This window comes from Paenisporosarcina sp. (assembly GCF_057785155.1).
The window spans coordinates 171,984-188,766 of sequence record NZ_JBYNRN010000001.1 but is presented as its reverse complement, the minus strand read 5'-3'; the positions used below and the strand labels follow the sequence as shown (position 1 = coordinate 188,766).

The 16,783-nt window shown below is 37.8% G+C and carries 14 protein-coding genes; 6 read left to right on the top strand and 8 right to left on the bottom strand.

Annotated features, from left to right (window positions below; all coding sequences use genetic code 11):
* Nucleotides 1-248: 248 nt before the first annotated feature.
* Nucleotides 249-1,358: an HD-GYP domain-containing protein gene (locus AC3EA5_RS00985; protein WP_488606685.1), complete on the bottom strand. Its 1,110-nt coding sequence runs from the start codon at nucleotides 1,356-1,358 to the stop codon at nucleotides 249-251.
* Nucleotides 1,359-1,530: 172 nt separating this feature from the next.
* Here AC3EA5_RS00985 and AC3EA5_RS00980 point away from each other — a divergent pair, with 172 nt between their 5' ends.
* The gene (locus AC3EA5_RS00980) at nucleotides 1,531-2,724 is read left to right on the top strand and encodes an MDR family MFS transporter (protein ID WP_488606684.1); all 1,194 of its coding nucleotides are present in this window, start codon (nucleotides 1,531-1,533) and stop codon (nucleotides 2,722-2,724) included.
* Between the two features lie 603 nt (nucleotides 2,725-3,327).
* Here the strand turns inward: AC3EA5_RS00980 and gyrA are convergent.
* The 7 genes from gyrA to dnaA form a co-directional block, all read right to left on the bottom strand.
* A complete protein-coding gene (gene gyrA / locus AC3EA5_RS00975; RefSeq protein WP_488606683.1) occupies nucleotides 3,328-5,868 on the bottom strand; it encodes a DNA gyrase subunit A in 2,541 nt (846 codons plus the stop codon).
* Between the two features lie 27 nt (nucleotides 5,869-5,895).
* On the bottom strand, nucleotides 5,896-7,824 hold the full coding sequence (gyrB, locus tag AC3EA5_RS00970) for a DNA topoisomerase (ATP-hydrolyzing) subunit B (protein ID WP_394189814.1): 1,929 nt from the start codon (nucleotides 7,822-7,824) through the stop codon (nucleotides 5,896-5,898).
* 39 nt (nucleotides 7,825-7,863) lie between these two features.
* Entirely contained in the window at nucleotides 7,864-8,112 is a 249-nt protein-coding gene (locus tag AC3EA5_RS00965; protein ID WP_394189816.1) for a hypothetical protein, read from the bottom strand.
* A gap of 5 nt (nucleotides 8,113-8,117) precedes the next feature.
* Complete coding sequence (gene recF / locus AC3EA5_RS00960) at nucleotides 8,118-9,236, bottom strand: DNA replication/repair protein RecF (RefSeq protein WP_488606682.1); 1,119 nt, start codon at nucleotides 9,234-9,236, stop codon at nucleotides 8,118-8,120.
* A gap of 1 nt (nucleotide 9,237) precedes the next feature.
* Nucleotides 9,238-9,465, bottom strand: coding sequence for a S4 domain-containing protein YaaA (gene yaaA, locus AC3EA5_RS00955; RefSeq protein WP_394189820.1), 228 nt, complete (start codon nucleotides 9,463-9,465; stop codon nucleotides 9,238-9,240).
* 105 nt (nucleotides 9,466-9,570) lie between these two features.
* The gene (gene dnaN / locus AC3EA5_RS00950) at nucleotides 9,571-10,707 is read right to left on the bottom strand and encodes a DNA polymerase III subunit beta (protein ID WP_394189822.1); all 1,137 of its coding nucleotides are present in this window, start codon (nucleotides 10,705-10,707) and stop codon (nucleotides 9,571-9,573) included.
* 167 nt (nucleotides 10,708-10,874) lie between these two features.
* Nucleotides 10,875-12,221, bottom strand: coding sequence for a chromosomal replication initiator protein DnaA (gene dnaA / locus AC3EA5_RS00945; protein ID WP_394189824.1), 1,347 nt, complete (start codon nucleotides 12,219-12,221; stop codon nucleotides 10,875-10,877).
* 691 nt (nucleotides 12,222-12,912) lie between these two features.
* Here dnaA and rpmH point away from each other — a divergent pair.
* The 5 genes from rpmH to mnmE all read left to right on the top strand — a co-directional run bounded on the left by rpmH (nucleotide 12,913) and on the right by mnmE (nucleotide 16,740).
* Complete coding sequence (rpmH, locus tag AC3EA5_RS00940; protein WP_081416043.1) at nucleotides 12,913-13,047, top strand: 50S ribosomal protein L34; 135 nt, start codon at nucleotides 12,913-12,915, stop codon at nucleotides 13,045-13,047.
* Between the two features lie 206 nt (nucleotides 13,048-13,253).
* Nucleotides 13,254-13,604, top strand: a complete 351-nt coding sequence (gene rnpA / locus AC3EA5_RS00935; RefSeq protein ID WP_488606681.1) for a ribonuclease P protein component — start codon at nucleotides 13,254-13,256, stop codon at nucleotides 13,602-13,604.
* Nucleotides 13,605-13,655: 51 nt separating this feature from the next.
* A complete protein-coding gene (gene yidC / locus AC3EA5_RS00930; RefSeq protein WP_488606680.1) occupies nucleotides 13,656-14,426 on the top strand; it encodes a membrane protein insertase YidC in 771 nt (256 codons plus the stop codon).
* The gene (gene jag, locus AC3EA5_RS00925) at nucleotides 14,423-15,157 is read left to right on the top strand and encodes an RNA-binding cell elongation regulator Jag/EloR (protein WP_488606679.1); all 735 of its coding nucleotides are present in this window, start codon (nucleotides 14,423-14,425) and stop codon (nucleotides 15,155-15,157) included. Before yidC ends, jag begins: the two co-directional genes overlap by 4 nt.
* Before the next feature lie 197 nt (nucleotides 15,158-15,354).
* Nucleotides 15,355-16,740, top strand: coding sequence for a tRNA uridine-5-carboxymethylaminomethyl(34) synthesis GTPase MnmE (mnmE, locus tag AC3EA5_RS00920; RefSeq protein WP_488606678.1), 1,386 nt, complete (start codon nucleotides 15,355-15,357; stop codon nucleotides 16,738-16,740).
* The last annotated feature ends 43 nt before the right edge of the window (nucleotides 16,741-16,783 follow it).

The following is a 16,783-nucleotide window of genomic DNA, read 5'->3' as shown; positions in this document are numbered from 1 at the left end:
CGTTTAAGTTCAAGTTTGTTTTCGATACCGACAGGTGTCGGCGGAAGAAAACGTTTTTGCTCCGATCGCCAAAGCGATCATCGCTATATTTCGTTGACGTTTTGCTGTTCAGTTTTCAAGGTTCATGTTGTCACTTGTTTTAGCGACTCACTTATAATAACAAGATACGACAATAGTGTCAACCCGTTTTGAAAGAAAAAACGAATTCATTTTGAATCACTAGATGGATTCAAAATGAATTCGTTCGCTTACCCTAGAATTCTTTCTATATATAGTTGTCGTTTTAATGAAAGGTCTAATATTTCCCCAGATGTAGAAATCCGAATCATTGGTCGAGTAGGAACATTTTGTTGAACAAATATTACTTCTCCTGTTTCACCGGTAGATAATTCGACCCTCATACCAATCGGTAAGTCCCCTACTATACTAAATAAAGCTTGGACCACTTGAATATTAAATTTCCCAAACTCATCTTCACGAATCATTTCCATCACCTTAAATGGAGAAACCTTTGAACGATAGACGCGCTCTGACGTCATTGCGTGATAAATATCAGCAACTGCAATAATCTGAGAAATCAGTGTAATACTATCCATTCTTTCTCCTTTAGGATAACCACTTCCATCTAATCTTTCATGATGCTGAAAAATTGCTAGTTTCATTTCTGGTTTTAATAAGGGTGTTTCTTTTATCATTTGATAACTATATAAGGTGTGTTTTTTCACTTCGTTAAATTCATGTTGAGATAACGCAGCTTTTTTCTCTAGTAATCTACTATCAATTTTCGCCATTCCACAATCAGCAAGTAAACATGTAGTTGCTATTTGCATGATTTGTCCTTTTTCAAAACCTAACTTTTGTGCAAGTGCTCCAGCAATCATTCCCATAGCAATAGCATGATGATATATATAATCATGTACTTTTGAATAATCGTTTAACTTCGCAACAATTTGTCGCTCCTCTAATACCCGCTCCACTAATGGCATAATAAACGATCGTACTTTCGTTACATCCACTTTAGAGCCTGACGCCCAATTAATAAATTCTTTTTTATAATCTTTTACGGCTTGACTATAAAGACCACCAAATTCTTTTTTAACTGCAATCATACTTGGTGATTCAGAAAGGTTTGCTGCTTTCGCCTCTTCCGCTTCTTGTAACTCTTCTTCTGATTTATTAAATGGATTAGCATTTGCAATGGCTACTTTTGTGATTTGGAAAGTTTGGAACACCAAAAAATGTTCACGTAAAACCTTCGTATCTTTTCTTATAATTGGATACGGTGTATTTGCAAATATATCTTCGGCAATAACACTGCCTAATTTCAACTCTGAAACTCTTACATCTAAGTGTTCCAAAAGGATGACCACCTTTTGATTAATTTTAGGTTAATTGTAACGGATAGAGACAGTTTTTGTAAGATAAATATATGAGAATAATTCAATTTTCTGATTAAGTGTCATTGGTTATTTGATATTTTCTTCTTTTACAGAGAAGCGTAAGATGTTAATTATGAAGGAAGTGGTAAAGATGTTTGATAAGTTTTCATTTCATCCGGTGGTTTGGACCTTATTACTTGGAACTATTTTTGCAAGAGGCGCTAGCTTTATGGCAATTCCGTTTTTAGCGTTGTATTTAGCTTCAACAGAAGGGATTCACCCTGTGTTAATCGGGGTTACGATTGGTTTAGCTCCCTTAACAGGAACAATCGGTGGTTTTATTGGAGGTTATTTTTCGGATCGATTTGGTCGAAAAAAGGTCATGCTTGGTACTATTTTTGTATGGGCGTTGGTTTACATAGGATTTTCTCAAGCATCCCATATAGGTATTTTCATGGCACTTAATGCGTTAAATGGATTGTGTAGATCATTTTTTGAACCTTCTTCTCAAGCTATGATGGCTGATTTGACGCCTTCTCATTTGAGGAAGCGTGTTTTCTCTTTAAGATATTTCGCAATAAACGTCGGAGCAGCTTTTGGTCCTCTGGTAGGAGTTAGCGTTGCTCAATATTCTTCTTCCCTACCTTTTATCATTACAGGTCTTATGTACACGGTGTATGGATTGGCTTTGTTATTTATGTTAAATCGTCATGAAATTATTCACATTAGTCCCATTACAAAATTACGAATGACAGATGCTGCAGTTATTGCTTGGAAAGATAAAAGATTATTAATGTTTATCATCGGTGGTATTTTTGTTAGCGTAGGTTATTCTCAAATCGATTCTAATTTACCTCAATACCTCCAACAATCTTTTTCTGAAGGTGTTGTCCTCTTCTCAAGACTCATTGCGATAAATGCAGTTATTGTAATTATTTTACAATTACCACTCACTTTATTATCTGAAAAATGGCCTGTCATGCGAGCAATGGTAGTGGGCAGTCTTTTATTCGCAATTGGATTTGCAAGCTTTGGCATCGTAAGCACACCAATTGGGTTTATGATCGCGATGGGCATTGTTACGATTGGGGAAATCTTCATTTTCCCATCAACCTCAGTCTTTATTGATCAAATTGCACCTGAAGATCGACGAGGTACCTATTTTGGAGCTGGTCAGTTCCGCTCCATCGGTAACTTTACAGGACCTGTTTTAGGTGGTTGGCTACTACATGACTTAGGCGGTACTTGGTTATTTTCAATCATTGGGCTAATTCTCGTAGGCAGTATTTGGTTCTTCTACTTAGGTAGTAAAATTAAAGTATCTCAAGACATACAATCTACTTAATGCATCCGCAAACATCAGCACAAAAAAAGGTCTAAGGCGAATAATGCACCATAGACCTTTAGACTGTAGACAAAAGGTTGATAGTGTATTTAACATCTTAAATTCTACTCATTAACAATTGCACTTGATAGAAAAAGAAAGGGGTCGGCTATTTCTTTCGCTTTCCGCAGACGAAACGCCAGCCTCCTCGGCTCAGCTGAGCTGTGCCTGTGGGGTCTAGCGTGTTTCGTTTTTCCGCAGGAGTCTTCAGAAATAGCCGACCACTTTCCTACTAAAAATGTTTGCAGAGTCAATACTCACACATATGATTAGAAAAGTTATTTAATATGCACAAAATGCTTGATTAAGTTATTTGTTGCGACTTTTACAACATTCTTTGAGTGCGAGACATGATGGTTTTGCCTGTTACAATGATTTCAGTTGATTGGAATGTAGGCGGCGACTCCAGCGGAATCAGCAAGAACTGAAGACCCTGGACAGAGCATCGCGAAGGAAGCGGCTGAAGTCTTGCCCGCGGAAAGCGTCCGCAGCAATGGAAATCAACATTTTCTATTTGTCTAAAGTAAAAGGTCTAAGGTGCATAATACACCTTAGACCTTTAAATTATTCTTCAGTTGGTTCAGGATCAGATTCAGGTTCTAATTCAGTACTTGGAGCTTCGTTCACTACTTCAGTTGAACTTTCTTCACCGTCTTCATCAAACTCTTCCTCTTCTTCAGCTTTCTCAACTTTCGCTACAGTCGCTACAAGTTCCTCTTCACCTAAACGAATCAGACGAACACCTTGTGTGCTACGACCAGTAACAGAAATACTGCTTACATCCATGCGAATTAACATGCCATTGATGGTAATCAACATTAAATCTTCTGATCCATCAACTGTCTTAACAGCTGCTAAATGACCCGTTTTTTCTGTAATTTGGCTGGTTTTAATCCCAACCCCACCACGCGATTGTAAGCGATATTCTTCTTCAGATGTACGTTTACCATAACCATTTTCAGTAACAACTAATACTTCTTGGCCAGGTTCTAGAATTTCCATTCCAACAACGTGATCACCTTTACGTAAACGAATACCACGAACACCAGACGCTGTACGTCCCATTGAACGAATATCGGTTTCTTCAAAACGAACAAGCATACCGTTTCTTGTACCGATGACAATATGTTTCTTGCCGTCAGTTAAACGCACGGAAATAAGTTCATCGTCTTCTTTTAGTGAAATCGAAATGAGACCATTTGCACGAATATTAGCGAAGCCACTAACTGGCGTACGTTTTGTTACACCTTTAAGCGTTGTGAAAATGAAGTAGGCATCATCTTCAAATGATTCCATTTGAATCATCGCAGTTACCTTCTCTTCTTTATCAACACCTAATAAGTTAACAATCGGTAACCCTTTAGCTGTACGTCCGTATTCTGGGATTTCATACCCTTTCGCACGATATACTTTTCCTGTGTTTGTAAAGAACAGAATCGTATCATGCGTTGATGTATACAATAAATGTTCGACGAAATCATTTTCATTCGTACCCATTCCTTGTACACCACGGCCTCCACGTTTTTGACTACGGTACGTATTAACTGGTAAACGTTTGATGTAACCGTTATGAGTTAAAGTCAGTACCGAGTTTTCACGAGGAATTAAATCTTCGTCTTCCATCATCTCAGCACCACCGGCTGTAATTTCTGTACGACGTGTATCACTAAAACGATCTTTAATTTCATTCAATTCTTCGCGAATAATTTGAATTACTTTTAATTCATCTGCAAGAATCGCTTTTAATTCAGCAATTAATCTTTGTAACTCTTGATATTCTGCTTCAATTTTGTCGCGTTCTAAACCAGTCAAACGTTGAAGACGCATATCAAGAATTGCTTGAGCTTGTCGCTCTGAAAGATTGAACTGATCAATCAAACCAAGTTTTGCTTCTTCTCCAGTTTGTGAACTACGGATTAAAGCAATAATTTCATCGATATGATCTAGTGCAATACGAAGACCTTCTAAAATATGTGCACGATCTTCAGCTTTCGTTAATTCAAACTGAGTACGACGTTTGATAATAACTTTTTGGTGCTCTAAATAGTGATATAAAATCTCTTTTAATCCAAGAACTTTTGGTTGGCCATCTACAAGAGCAAGCATATTTACACCAAAACTAGATTGTAGAGATGTTTGTTTATATAAATTATTTAATAACACATTCGCATTGGCATCTTTGCGGACTTCGATGACGATACGCATTCCGTTACGATCTGATTCATCTCGTAAATCAGTAATGCCGTCGATTTTCTTGTCACGCACTAATTCTGCGATTTTTTCAATTAAACGAGCTTTGTTCACCTGGAAAGGAAGTTCATGAACTAAAATCACTTCTTTACCATTCGATTTTTGCTCGATTTCTACTTTACCTCGAATGATAACAGAGCCACGCCCTGTTTCATAAGCTCGACGAATCCCGCTTCGTCCTAAAATAATACCACCAGTTGGAAAATCGGGACCTGGTATGATTTCCATTAATTCTTCGGTTGTAATGGCTTCATTGTCAGCTAAAGCTAAAACAGCTTCGATGGTTTCTCCGAGATGATGAGGTGGAATATTTGTAGCCATCCCAACGGCAATCCCTGACGTACCATTGACTAGTAAGTTTGGATATCGACTCGGTAATACGATTGGCTCTCTTTCTTGGCCATCATAATTATCTTTAAAGTCGATTGTATTTTTGTTGATGTCGCGAAGTAGCTCCATCGCTATTTTCGACATACGAGACTCTGTATAACGCATTGCTGCAGCAGCGTCGCCATCCACGGAACCAAAGTTACCGTGACCGTCAACTAGCATATAACGGTAACTCCAATGTTGAGCCATACGTACCATTGTGTCGTAAACAGCCGTATCACCATGTGGGTGATACTTACCGATTACGTCTCCAACAATACGTGCTGATTTCTTATAAGGTTTATCCGCTGTATTCCCTAAGTCTTGCATCGCGTACAAGATCCGACGGTGAACGGGCTTTAACCCATCTCGCACGTCTGGAAGTGCTCGTTGAACAATAACGCTCATTGCATAGTCAAGGAAAGACGTTTTCATTTCTGAACTAATATTAATCCCTTTAACTCGATCATTTTGTATCTCTGTCATGCAGGCAACCTCCCTTCCCTTGACTCTTTAGATATCTAAGTTTTTCACGTAAATTGCATTTTCTTCGATGAATTGACGACGTGGTTCAACCTCGTCACCCATTAAACGTTCGAATGTTTCATCTGCATCAATCGCATCTTCTAAATTCACTTGAAGCAAGGTGCGCACGGAAGGATCCATTGTTGTATCCCATAATTGTGTCGCATCCATTTCCCCTAAACCTTTGTATCGTTGAATAACTGGTTTCGGTTGTTTTGGAAGACGTTCTAAAATTTCTTGTAATTGTTTATCTGAATAACAATACTCAACTGATTTACCTTGTTTGATTTGGAATAAAGGAGGTTGAGCAATATATACATAACCAGCTTCGATTAATGGACGCATGAAACGGAACAAGAATGTTAACAATAACGTTCGGATATGCGCACCATCGACGTCGGCATCGGTCATGATGACAATTTTATGGTAACGTGCTTTCTCTAAAGCAAATTCATCGCCAATACCTGTACCTAGCGCTGTAATAATTGCTCTAATTTCAGTATTCGATAAGATTTTATCTAAACGAGCTTTTTCCACGTTTAAGATTTTCCCTTTTAACGGCAAGATTGCTTGGAAATGACGATCACGACCAGATTTAGCTGAACCACCGGCAGAGTCACCCTCTACCACATAGATTTCACTCTCTGCAGGAATTCGAGATGAGCAATCAGCAAGCTTACCTGGCAAACTTGAAACTTCAAGTGCAGATTTACGACGTGTAAATTCACGCGCTTTTTTCGCTGCAACACGAGCGCGGGCAGCCATCAATCCTTTTTCGATCACTTTTCGAGCGACAATCGGGTTCTCTAACATAAAACGCTCAAACGCTTCAGAGAATAAAGAATTCGTAATTGTACTAACTTCTGAATTCCCAAGCTTCGTTTTCGTTTGCCCTTCAAATTGTGGATCCGGATGTTTGACAGATACGATAGCCGTTAACCCTTCACGTACATCGTCCCCAGTTAAATTGGAGTCTGCATCTTTTAACATATTGTTTTTACGGCCATAGTCATTGATGACACGTGTTAATGCCATTTTAAATCCTGACTCATGGGTACCGCCTTCATATGTGTTGATATTGTTAGCGAACGAGAAAATGTTGGCTGCATATCCATTGTTATATTGCATCGCAATTTCAATTGAAATGCCGTCTTTTTCTCCCTCGATAAAAATAGGTTCATCATGAATCGGTTCTTTTGATTTATTTAAATGCTCGACATACGATTTAATACCACCTTCGTAGTGATACGTGTTCGTACGAACTTCTTCTTCACGCTCATCTTTAATCACGATACGTAATCCGCGATTTAAGTAAGCTAACTCACGTAAACGGTTCGCTAAAATGTCATATTCATAAACAGTCGTTTCAGTGAAAATTTGTGGATCTGCTTTAAAACGAACAGTTGATCCAGTTTTGTCAGATTCACCAATAACGTGAAGTTCCTTCGCTACTGCTCCTCTTTCGAATTGAATGAAATGCAGTTTTCCGTCACGGTGTACATATACTTCCGTAACTTCTGAAAGAGCATTAACAACGGAAGCTCCAACACCGTGAAGACCACCAGATACTTTGTAACCACCGCCGCCAAACTTACCGCCGGCATGCAAAACAGTCATAATAACTTCGACAGCTGGTCGACCCATTTTTTCATGGTTACTTACTGGAATACCGCGACCATTATCATCAACTTTAATCCAATTGTCTTTTTCAATCGTGATGGCTATTTCATCACAATGTCCTGCTAAAGCTTCATCAATGGCATTATCAACGATTTCCCATACTAGATGGTGAAGACCTTTTGAACTTGTTGAACCAATATACATCCCTGGGCGTTTTCGTACAGCTTCTAAACCTTCTAAAACTTGTATTTGATCCGCATCATATGATGTTTGAAGTTCTTTTTCTTCCATTGCCATCTTGCTCACCTGCTCTTTCCTACAGTCATATCATTATTTTTATAGACGTTTTCGTCTGGAAGTTTCATTCATTTTCTTTAAAAGGTTCTGCGGGCTTAGTGGAGATGCATACGTTAAAAAAGGCGTGACTATAAGAGACTTCACACGATGATGATCGACAATCATTCGTGTTCGTGGATGTTCTAACCACGCGTCCTGCTTCGTCGCATCCTTCATTTCACGAAAATCTAAAATCGCAAGAATATCCATATGATTGACGACAATCGTTTTGCCAAGTCCAACATACATGGAATCTATGCTCCTTCTTCCACATGTCCCTGTTTCACATGGAACATAGCAGCTTGTCTAATGGTTTCATGATCGATACCTTCCACACTTGTTGTTGTAACAAATGTTTGAACTTCGCCTTGGATGGTATTTAATAAATGGGACTGGCGATAATCATCGAGTTCAGAAAGAACATCATCTAACAAAAGAACAGGTGATTCACCCACCTCTTGTTTAATTAATTCAATCTCTGCCAGCTTTAAAGATAGAGCGGTTGTTCTTTGTTGTCCTTGAGATCCATATGTTTGGACATCGTAGTCATTGACGTAGAACTGCAAATCATCTCGATGAGGTCCAACCAATGTTAAACCACGGGCAAGTTCCTGTGATCGACCATCTTTTAATTTCTGCTCTAAAATGTCGACCATTTCCTCAAAAGAGGCATCACGATTTAGACCGCTTACTGGACAATACCGAATGTCCAACTTTTCAAGTCCTCTCGAAATCCCTAAATGAATTGGTTCAGCCCATTTTTGAAGCAGCTCCATAAACTCAAAGCGTTTTCGAATAACACTAACAGCTGCTTGAATATATTGATCAGTGTACACATCAAACATGACATCGTTTAAAGAAGATTTCCCTTGATGCGTTTTTAAAATGTGATTGCGTTGTTTTAATAATTTTTGAAATGTCAATAAATCATGCAAGTACACGGGCGATATTTGGCCTATTTCCATATCTAAAAAACGTCTTCTTACCTGAGGACTGCCTTTTACTAAGTTCAAATCTTCAGGAGCAAACATGACGACATTTAGTTGCCCAATGTAGTCGCTCAATCTACTTTGTTCCAAATGATTCACTCGTGCTTTCTTCCCTTTTTTCGAAAGAGTTAACTCGAGTGGTAAGTGACCATATTTTTTAGAAACATCACCTTTTATTTTACCATATTCTTCTGACCAACGTATCAATTCTTTATCATTTGACGTTCGATGAGATTTTGCCATGGATAAAACATATAAGGATTCCATAATATTCGTTTTCCCTTGTGCATTTTCACCAATGAAAACATTAATCGTAGGTGAAAATTCAAGCGTTAACGATTCATAATTCCGATAGTTCGTTAATTCGAGCCGATCGATGTGCATCTTATTCTCCGCTCAAATTTTCCACTATGCAGAATTTACCATTTTCTGGAATAGTCACTGTATCGCCATTGCGAAGCTTACGACCGCGTCTATGTTCAAGCTCATCATTAACAAGAACATCATTTTCTGCCAAAAACCATCGAGCCATTCCGCCAGAGCTAATAATGTCTGTCATTTTAAGCAGTTGTCCTAATGTTACATATTCCGTATCAATCTCAATATTTTTCAAGGCAATTCAATCCTTCTTTTTTTAGTCTATCCCTTCATTTTACTCCATAATTCCAAAGAAGTAAAAAAGGATAGCCAAATTGGCTATCCTAGTCAAAATAAGTGATTAATATGTGCGAACTGGCAAGATTAATTGAAGGATCGAATCGTCATGTAGCGATTTCAAAATGAATGGACGCATTGCTCCTGTAAATTGGACAACTACATCTTGTCCTTCGATCGCTTTTAAGGCATCCATCATGTATTTTGCACTGAATGAAATTTTTAACTCTTCTCCCTCAATCGAAGCCGCTTGAATTTCTTCTTCAACTTTGCCGACTTCTGGTGAACTTGAAGAAATTTCTACCACATTTCCTTCTAGTGATGTGAAGCGAACAATATTGTTACGTTCTTCACGAGCTAACAAAGATGCACGGTCGATTGCTTGTAATAAAGCCTTTCCGTTCATCGTAACAGTCGTTTTATATTCATTAGGAATTAGACGAGACGTGTCAGGATAATTACCTTCTAACAAACGCGAGTAAAATAATACGTCCTCCGTTTTGAATAAAACTTGCTGCTGCGTCATAACAATATGAACAGGGCTTGAAGAATCTCCAATGATTTTGCTTAACTCATTTAAACTCTTACCTGGAATCACGACACTATATTCGCCTTCAGGCAACTGTTCTAGTACAGTTTTTCGACGAGCTAAACGGTGACTATCCGTAGCCACACAAATTAATTCGCCATTTTTCACTTCCCAGTGTACACCTGTCAAGACAGGGCGACTTTCTGAAGAAGATACGGCAAATACCGTTTCACGAACAATTGATTTTAATAAATCTGCAGGAATAATGAATTCACGGTCATCTTGAATTTCTGGAAGCAATGGATATTCCGAAGCTTCTAATCCAATCAAATGAAATTCTGATTTACCTGAACGAATATGCGTTTGATAAGAATCATTTACTTCGATTTCAACATCATTGGTTGGCAATTTACGAATAATTTCGTTGAATACACGTGCTTGAAGAACAATCGATCCTTCTTCAATTACTCGTATCACTTGTTCCCCATTTTCTTCAGTTGGGATAAATGTCTGAATTGTAATATCAGAATCACTACCAGTTAAGCGTAATCCTTGTTCCGAAATCTCTAATTTAATACCAGTCAATATTGGAATTGTTGTTTTCGAACTAACTGCTTTCATAACATCACTTAAACCGTTTAATAAACGTTCACGCATGATTTCAAATTTCATTTTTTAACCTCGCTTATATATTTATTAATGTTTTAAAAGAATAATAGATATAGTAATAGGGCCTGTGGATATGTTGATAAGCCCCTTTTTATGAATAAGGACAAGCTATCCACATGTTGATAACGTGTGTGAAAACTAGTTCGCTTCTATAGGAGTTATCCACAGTTTTAAGACTTCCCTAAAACGCTCTTAATCTCTTTTAAGTCTTGTTGAAGCACTTGATCCTCTTTTAACATCGTCGATATTTTCTCATGAGCATGGATAACCGTTGTATGATCACGACCACCAAATTCTTCCCCTATTTTAGGTAATGAGAATGCGGTAAGTTCACGTGATAAATACATCGCTATTTGTCGTGGGAAAGCGATCGATTTTGTTCGTTTCTTCGCTGTAAAATCTTCTAAACGCACGCTGTAATGCTCTCCAACTACTTTCTGAATATCCAAAATTGTAATTTTACGAGGTTTTGCATTTGGCATAATATCTTTTAATGCTTCTGCTGCCAAATCTGCGTTCATATCTTTATTAACCAGTGAAGAATACGCAACTACGCGAATTAATGCCCCTTCGAGCTCGCGAATATTAGAGTCAATTGAATTGGCAATGTACATCATGACTTCGTTTGGAATATCTAAACCGTCTGCCTTTGCTTTTTTACGCAAAATGGCAATACGTGTTTCTAAATCAGGTGGCGTTATATCGGTGATCAGACCCCATTCAAAGCGAGATCTTAAGCGATCTTCGAGTGTAGGAATTTCTTTAGGTGGTCGGTCACTTGAAATAACAATTTGTTTGGATTCTTCATGCAACGTATTAAATGTATGGAAGAATTCTTCTTGCGTTTGTTCTTTTCCAGCTAAAAACTGAATATCATCTATTAATAGAACGTCTACGCTTCGGTATTTATTTCGAAAATCAACTGTTTGGTTGTCTCGAATCGAATTAATGAACTCATTTGTAAATTTTTCAGATGATAAATAAACCACTTTTGCATTAGGATTATGTTCTTGCACATAATGACCAATAGCATGCATTAGATGGGTCTTTCCTAGACCTACTCCACCATATATAAATAACGGATTATAGGCTTTTGCTGGTGCTTCAGCCACTGCTAATGAAGCTGCATGTGCGAAGCGATTCCCAGATCCAATTACGAAAGTATCAAATGTGTACTTCGAATTCAGCATTCCAGGAGAAAATTCAGGTTGCTCGTCATCCTTCATAGGAATGATCGGTGCTGGTAATGAAAAATCATCTAAACTTTGATCTTTTGGAACAACAAACTTAATGGTTAATGCTTCACCAGTCAGTTCTGTTAGGATTCCAGCAATTAAATGGACGTAATGCGTATCTAACCAATCGCGTGCGAATGAATTAGGTGCAGCAATGGTTACTTCGTCCCCACGATACGTTAACATTTTCGTCGATTTTAACCATGTTTCAAAGCTCGGCTTCGAAATTTTTTGCTCGACTTGAGCAAGTACACCTGCCCATAGTTCTTCTAAATGTTCCAACAGCGTTTCTCCTTTACTATCATTTATAAAAGGCTCTGTTAACCTTTTCAATTGCGTTTTATCAATAAAAAGACGGAATCTGCTCTCTTTCATCAGACGAACAAGCTAACCTTGTAGTCAGCACGTTTTTCCGTAAGAGTATTGCTGATTCCCACCGATTAACAACATTCTTTAACAGAAACTTAAAAAATAATTTATAGTCATTTTCACATTATATAATGCATAGTCATGCACAAAACCACAAGCTGTGGATAAATGTTAATAAGAGGCTATGGATAAACTATCCACAAATTACTAACAGTTTGTGGATAACAATGAATAGTCATCTTGGTTTTGAAGAGTAAAACACAAATATCGTAACAAAATAAATGAGAAATTACAAGACTTCTTGAGGGTTATCCACAAAATGCATATTCATGCACAAGATGATTGTCCACAATGGGTGAATATGTGTGAAACCTGTAGATAAGGGTTGTGAATAGAAAAATGTTGTAAATCCACATATGCACAAGCCTGTGTATAGATCTTGTTAGAATTGTGGACAAGTATTTATCGTTATTTTCAAGTAGAGGTAGAAGAGGATTTGGGAAAGGCTATTGACAAATAGGGTGCTGACTATATATAATATCCAAGACTGTCTATAACAAAGAGAGATAAATCGACTTTCAATTTTTCAGGAGGTGTCACATAGATGAAACGCACATACCAACCAAATAAACGTAAACACAGTAAAGTACACGGATTCCGTGCTCGTATGAGTTCTAAGAACGGCCGTCGCGTATTAGCAGCACGTCGTCGTAAAGGAAGAAAAGTATTATCAGCTTAAGTCCACTGATCCGCATCAGTGGTCTTTTTTTTCTTTTAATAGGAAAAGACTGCTGGTGTAGAAAAGTTAAACTGATTTAGCTCGCATTCAATTGGTGCAAGCTAATACTTTTTTTATCCGTATAAAAAAGCGAGTAGAAGCGCATCGTCGAGAAGGATTTTAATCTTTCTCGATAGAATGCGTGGAGTAAAGCAGGTGAACGATTGATGAACAAACATCAACGAGTAAAAAAGAATGCCGAATTTCAAAAGATCTTTAAACGCGGAAAATCCTTTGCGAATCGTCAGTTTGTTGTCTACTGTTTTGAAAAAGAGGGACAAGAAGATTTTCGTATAGGGCTATCGGTGAGCAAAAAAATCGGGAATGCAGTCACCCGTAATCGTATTAAACGTTATATTAGGCAAGCCTTCTTGGAAATGAAGGACGAAGTAAAGCCAAATATGGACTATGTCATTATCGCCAGACATCAGGCGGCCACGATGGATTTTCATGAATCCCAAAAAAGTTTGCAGCACGTTTTAAAAATAGCTAAAATGATTCAAAAGGTTAGAGAGTAAATAAAAAACTATATATAGAAGAAACGGATTATTTTTTAGGGGGAAGAAACGTTGAATAAACGATTATTAATCGTCCTCATCCTAGTTTCTGTCACATTATTTTTAAGTGGTTGTACTGAATATAACCAGCCGATACGTGACGATAACACAGGTTTTTGGAATGAATTTATTGTATGGCCATTAGTTTCCTTTATTACATTGTTTAAAGAATTACTTGGCTCCTATGGATTAGGTATTGTGATGGTAACAATCATTATCCGTTTAGCAATTCTGCCATTAATGATTAAACAAACGAAAAGCTCTAAAAAAATGCAAGAAGTTCAACCAGCATTAGCTGAACTGAAGAAAAAGTACAGTTCAAAAGATGCACAGACTCAACAAAAATATCAGCAAGAAATGATGGCTATGTTCAAGGAAAACGGTGTTAATCCTGCAGCAGGATGTTTGCCTGTCTTGATTCAAATGCCGATTTTAATTGGTTTCTATCATGCCATTAGTCGAATGAACGTTACGCCAGAAATTAATTTGGGAAGTTTTTTATGGTTCCCTCTAGCTGAACCAAGCATTATTTTGGCAATCTTAGCTGGTGTGATGCAATTTATCGTACTTCGTACAGGTCCAGCAATGGATAATCCTCAAATGAAGATCATGATGTATATGATGCCATTTATGATTACTGGTTTTGGTATCTTCTTACCATCCGCTTTAACACTTTACTGGGTAATCGGAAATATCATTTCTTTCATACAAAATATGTTCATTTATAAACCGTGGGAAAAAGAAAAATTACAGCCTGCGAAAACTGGAGGGACGAAAAAGTGAATCAACTAACGCAAACAGGGAGTACAACGGAAGAAGCAATTACAGCAGCATTAGCAAAACTTGGTGTTACGAGAGATCAAGTTACTATTCAAGTGGTAACTGAAGGTAAAAAAGGTTTTCTTGGATTTGGTTCTAGACTTGCAGAAGTGCAAGTCACCGTAAATGAAGTTCAACCAGAAGTGATTGAAGAATCTTTTCAAGAACCGTCTGTTGAACAACCTGTTGAGCGTGAAGTGATTCACGAAGAAATCGTCCTAAAGGCAAATGATTCTACTAAATCAGATGCGATTGAAGAAACAAAGACGTATTTAACCAATATTGCGACTCAAATGAAGATTGATGATTTGGAAATCCATACAGAGCTTAACGGAAAATATGTGACTCTCCGCATGGAAAGCAAAAAAGCAGCACTTCTTATTGGAAAACGCGGTCAAACGTTAAATGCACTGCAACAACTATCGCAATTAGTAGTGAATAAATTTTCAAACCAATTTTTACTAGTTCAGCTAGATGTTGAAAATTACCGTGAGCGTCGTCAAGAATCACTGGAACTTTTAGCAGAAAGAATGGCAGACAAAGCGATTCGTTCAGGAACAAAAGTTGAATTTGAACCGATGCCTTCGTATGAACGAAAAGTGATTCACAATGCTTTATCTAGACGCTTAGATATTGAAACGGTGTCTATTGGAACTGAACCAAATCGATATTTAGTGATTGAACCACTTAAGTAAGAATTGGAAAGACATGAATTTGTAACATAGAGAAACGGACCTCGACGTCATTGACGAACAGGTCCGTTTTCTTGTGGATAAATCGGTCTAGTAAGCTTTCGATTTTATCAATTTTGTGCTATAGTTATACGTTAGAGAATAATGGCCGTTTTTTAGTTATCCACATGTGGATAAAAATCAATTGGAGGTGAACGATCATGGAATTTGATACGATAGCAGCAATATCCACACCCCTTGGTGAGGGAGCAATAGCCATCGTCCGTTTAAGTGGACCTGAAGCAATTTCCATTGCGAACCATGTCTTTCGTTCGCCGAGCGCAAAAATGTTGCAGGAGCAACCGACACACACGATTCATTATGGACATATCATGGATCCTAAATTAGATGAAGTGGTAGAAGAAGTCATGTTATCACTGATGAAGGGTCCAAAAACATTTACACGTGAAGATGTAATCGAAATTAATTGTCATGGTGGTTTAGTTTCTGTAAACCGCGTACTTCAATTAGTTTTACAATATGGAGCAAGATTAGCTGAACCAGGAGAATTTACGAAGCGGGCATTTTTAAATGGCCGAATTGATTTATCTCAGGCTGAAGCGGTAATGGATTTAATTCGAGCAAAAACAGATCGAGCGATGAACGTCGCACTTGGACAAATGGATGGGAAGCTTTCAAGATTAATCGCTAGCTTAAGACAAGCTTTACTTGAAACACTCGCTCAAGTTGAAGTGAATATCGATTATCCAGAGTATGACGATGTCGAAGAAATGACATTGCCAATGATTATAGAAAAATCGGGATGGGTCAAAAAAGAAATCGAATATTTATTACAAACCTCTACCCAAGGGAAGATCTTAAGAGAAGGTCTTTCAACGGTTATTGTAGGGAGACCTAATGTAGGGAAATCCTCCCTATTAAATAGTTTAGTGCAAGAAAACAAAGCAATTGTTACGGATATCGCCGGGACGACGCGTGACATTATCGAAGAATATGTAAATGTACGTGGAGTTCCATTAAAATTGGTCGATACTGCGGGAATTCGTGAAACAGAAGACATTGTAGAGCGAATAGGCGTAGAAAGGTCTAGACAAGTCCTTAAACAGGCTGATTTGATTCTTCTAGTCCTAAACCAGTCTGACGAGCTAACACCTGAAGATGAGCGTTTATTCGAAGCGATCGAAGGTATGGATGTAATCGTCGTTTTAAATAAAACAGATTTAGAACGAAAAATGGATTTAGACCTTGTGAAACATTTAGCCGGTAACAGCAAAATTGTTACAACTTCCTTGTTATCAGATGCTGGTGTTGATCAGTTAGAAGAAGCCATCGCTACGATGTTCTTTGAAGGATCTATCGAAAGCGGAGATTTAACGTATGTATCGAATGCTCGTCATATTGCTTTATTACACCAAGCTAAAAATACAATCGAAGATGCGATTCAAGCTGCACATGATCGTGTACCAATCGATATGATTCAAATCGATGTAACAAGAACATGGGAAATATTAGGTGAGATTACTGGGGATACAGTGGAAGAAAGTTTGATTGACCAACTGTTTTCACAATTTTGTTTAGGAAAATAAAAGCTGCTGCGACTTTAAAGCTTAAAGGCAAAGCAAGCTTAAT

Excerpts from the sequence above, each read along its gene's own strand:
- recF (WP_488606682.1), bottom strand. The coding sequence starts at position 9,236 with ATGCACATCGATCGGCTCGAATTAACGAACTATCGGAATTATGAATCG.
- dnaN (WP_394189822.1), bottom strand. The coding sequence starts at position 10,707 with ATGAAATTTGAAATCATGCGTGAACGTTTATTAAACGGTTTAAGTGAT.
- rpmH (WP_081416043.1), top strand. The coding sequence starts at position 12,913 with ATGAAACGCACATACCAACCAAATAAACGTAAACACAGTAAAGTACAC.
- gyrB (WP_394189814.1), bottom strand. The coding sequence starts at position 7,824 with ATGGCAATGGAAGAAAAAGAACTTCAAACATCATATGATGCGGATCAA.
- mnmE (WP_488606678.1), top strand. The coding sequence starts at position 15,355 with ATGGAATTTGATACGATAGCAGCAATATCCACACCCCTTGGTGAGGGA.
- gyrA (WP_488606683.1), bottom strand. The coding sequence starts at position 5,868 with ATGACAGAGATACAAAATGATCGAGTTAAAGGGATTAATATTAGTTCA.
- AC3EA5_RS00965 (WP_394189816.1), bottom strand. The coding sequence starts at position 8,112 with ATGTATGTTGGACTTGGCAAAACGATTGTCGTCAATCATATGGATATT.
- rnpA (WP_488606681.1), top strand. The coding sequence starts at position 13,254 with ATGAACAAACATCAACGAGTAAAAAAGAATGCCGAATTTCAAAAGATC.
- AC3EA5_RS00980 (WP_488606684.1), top strand. The coding sequence starts at position 1,531 with ATGTTTGATAAGTTTTCATTTCATCCGGTGGTTTGGACCTTATTACTT.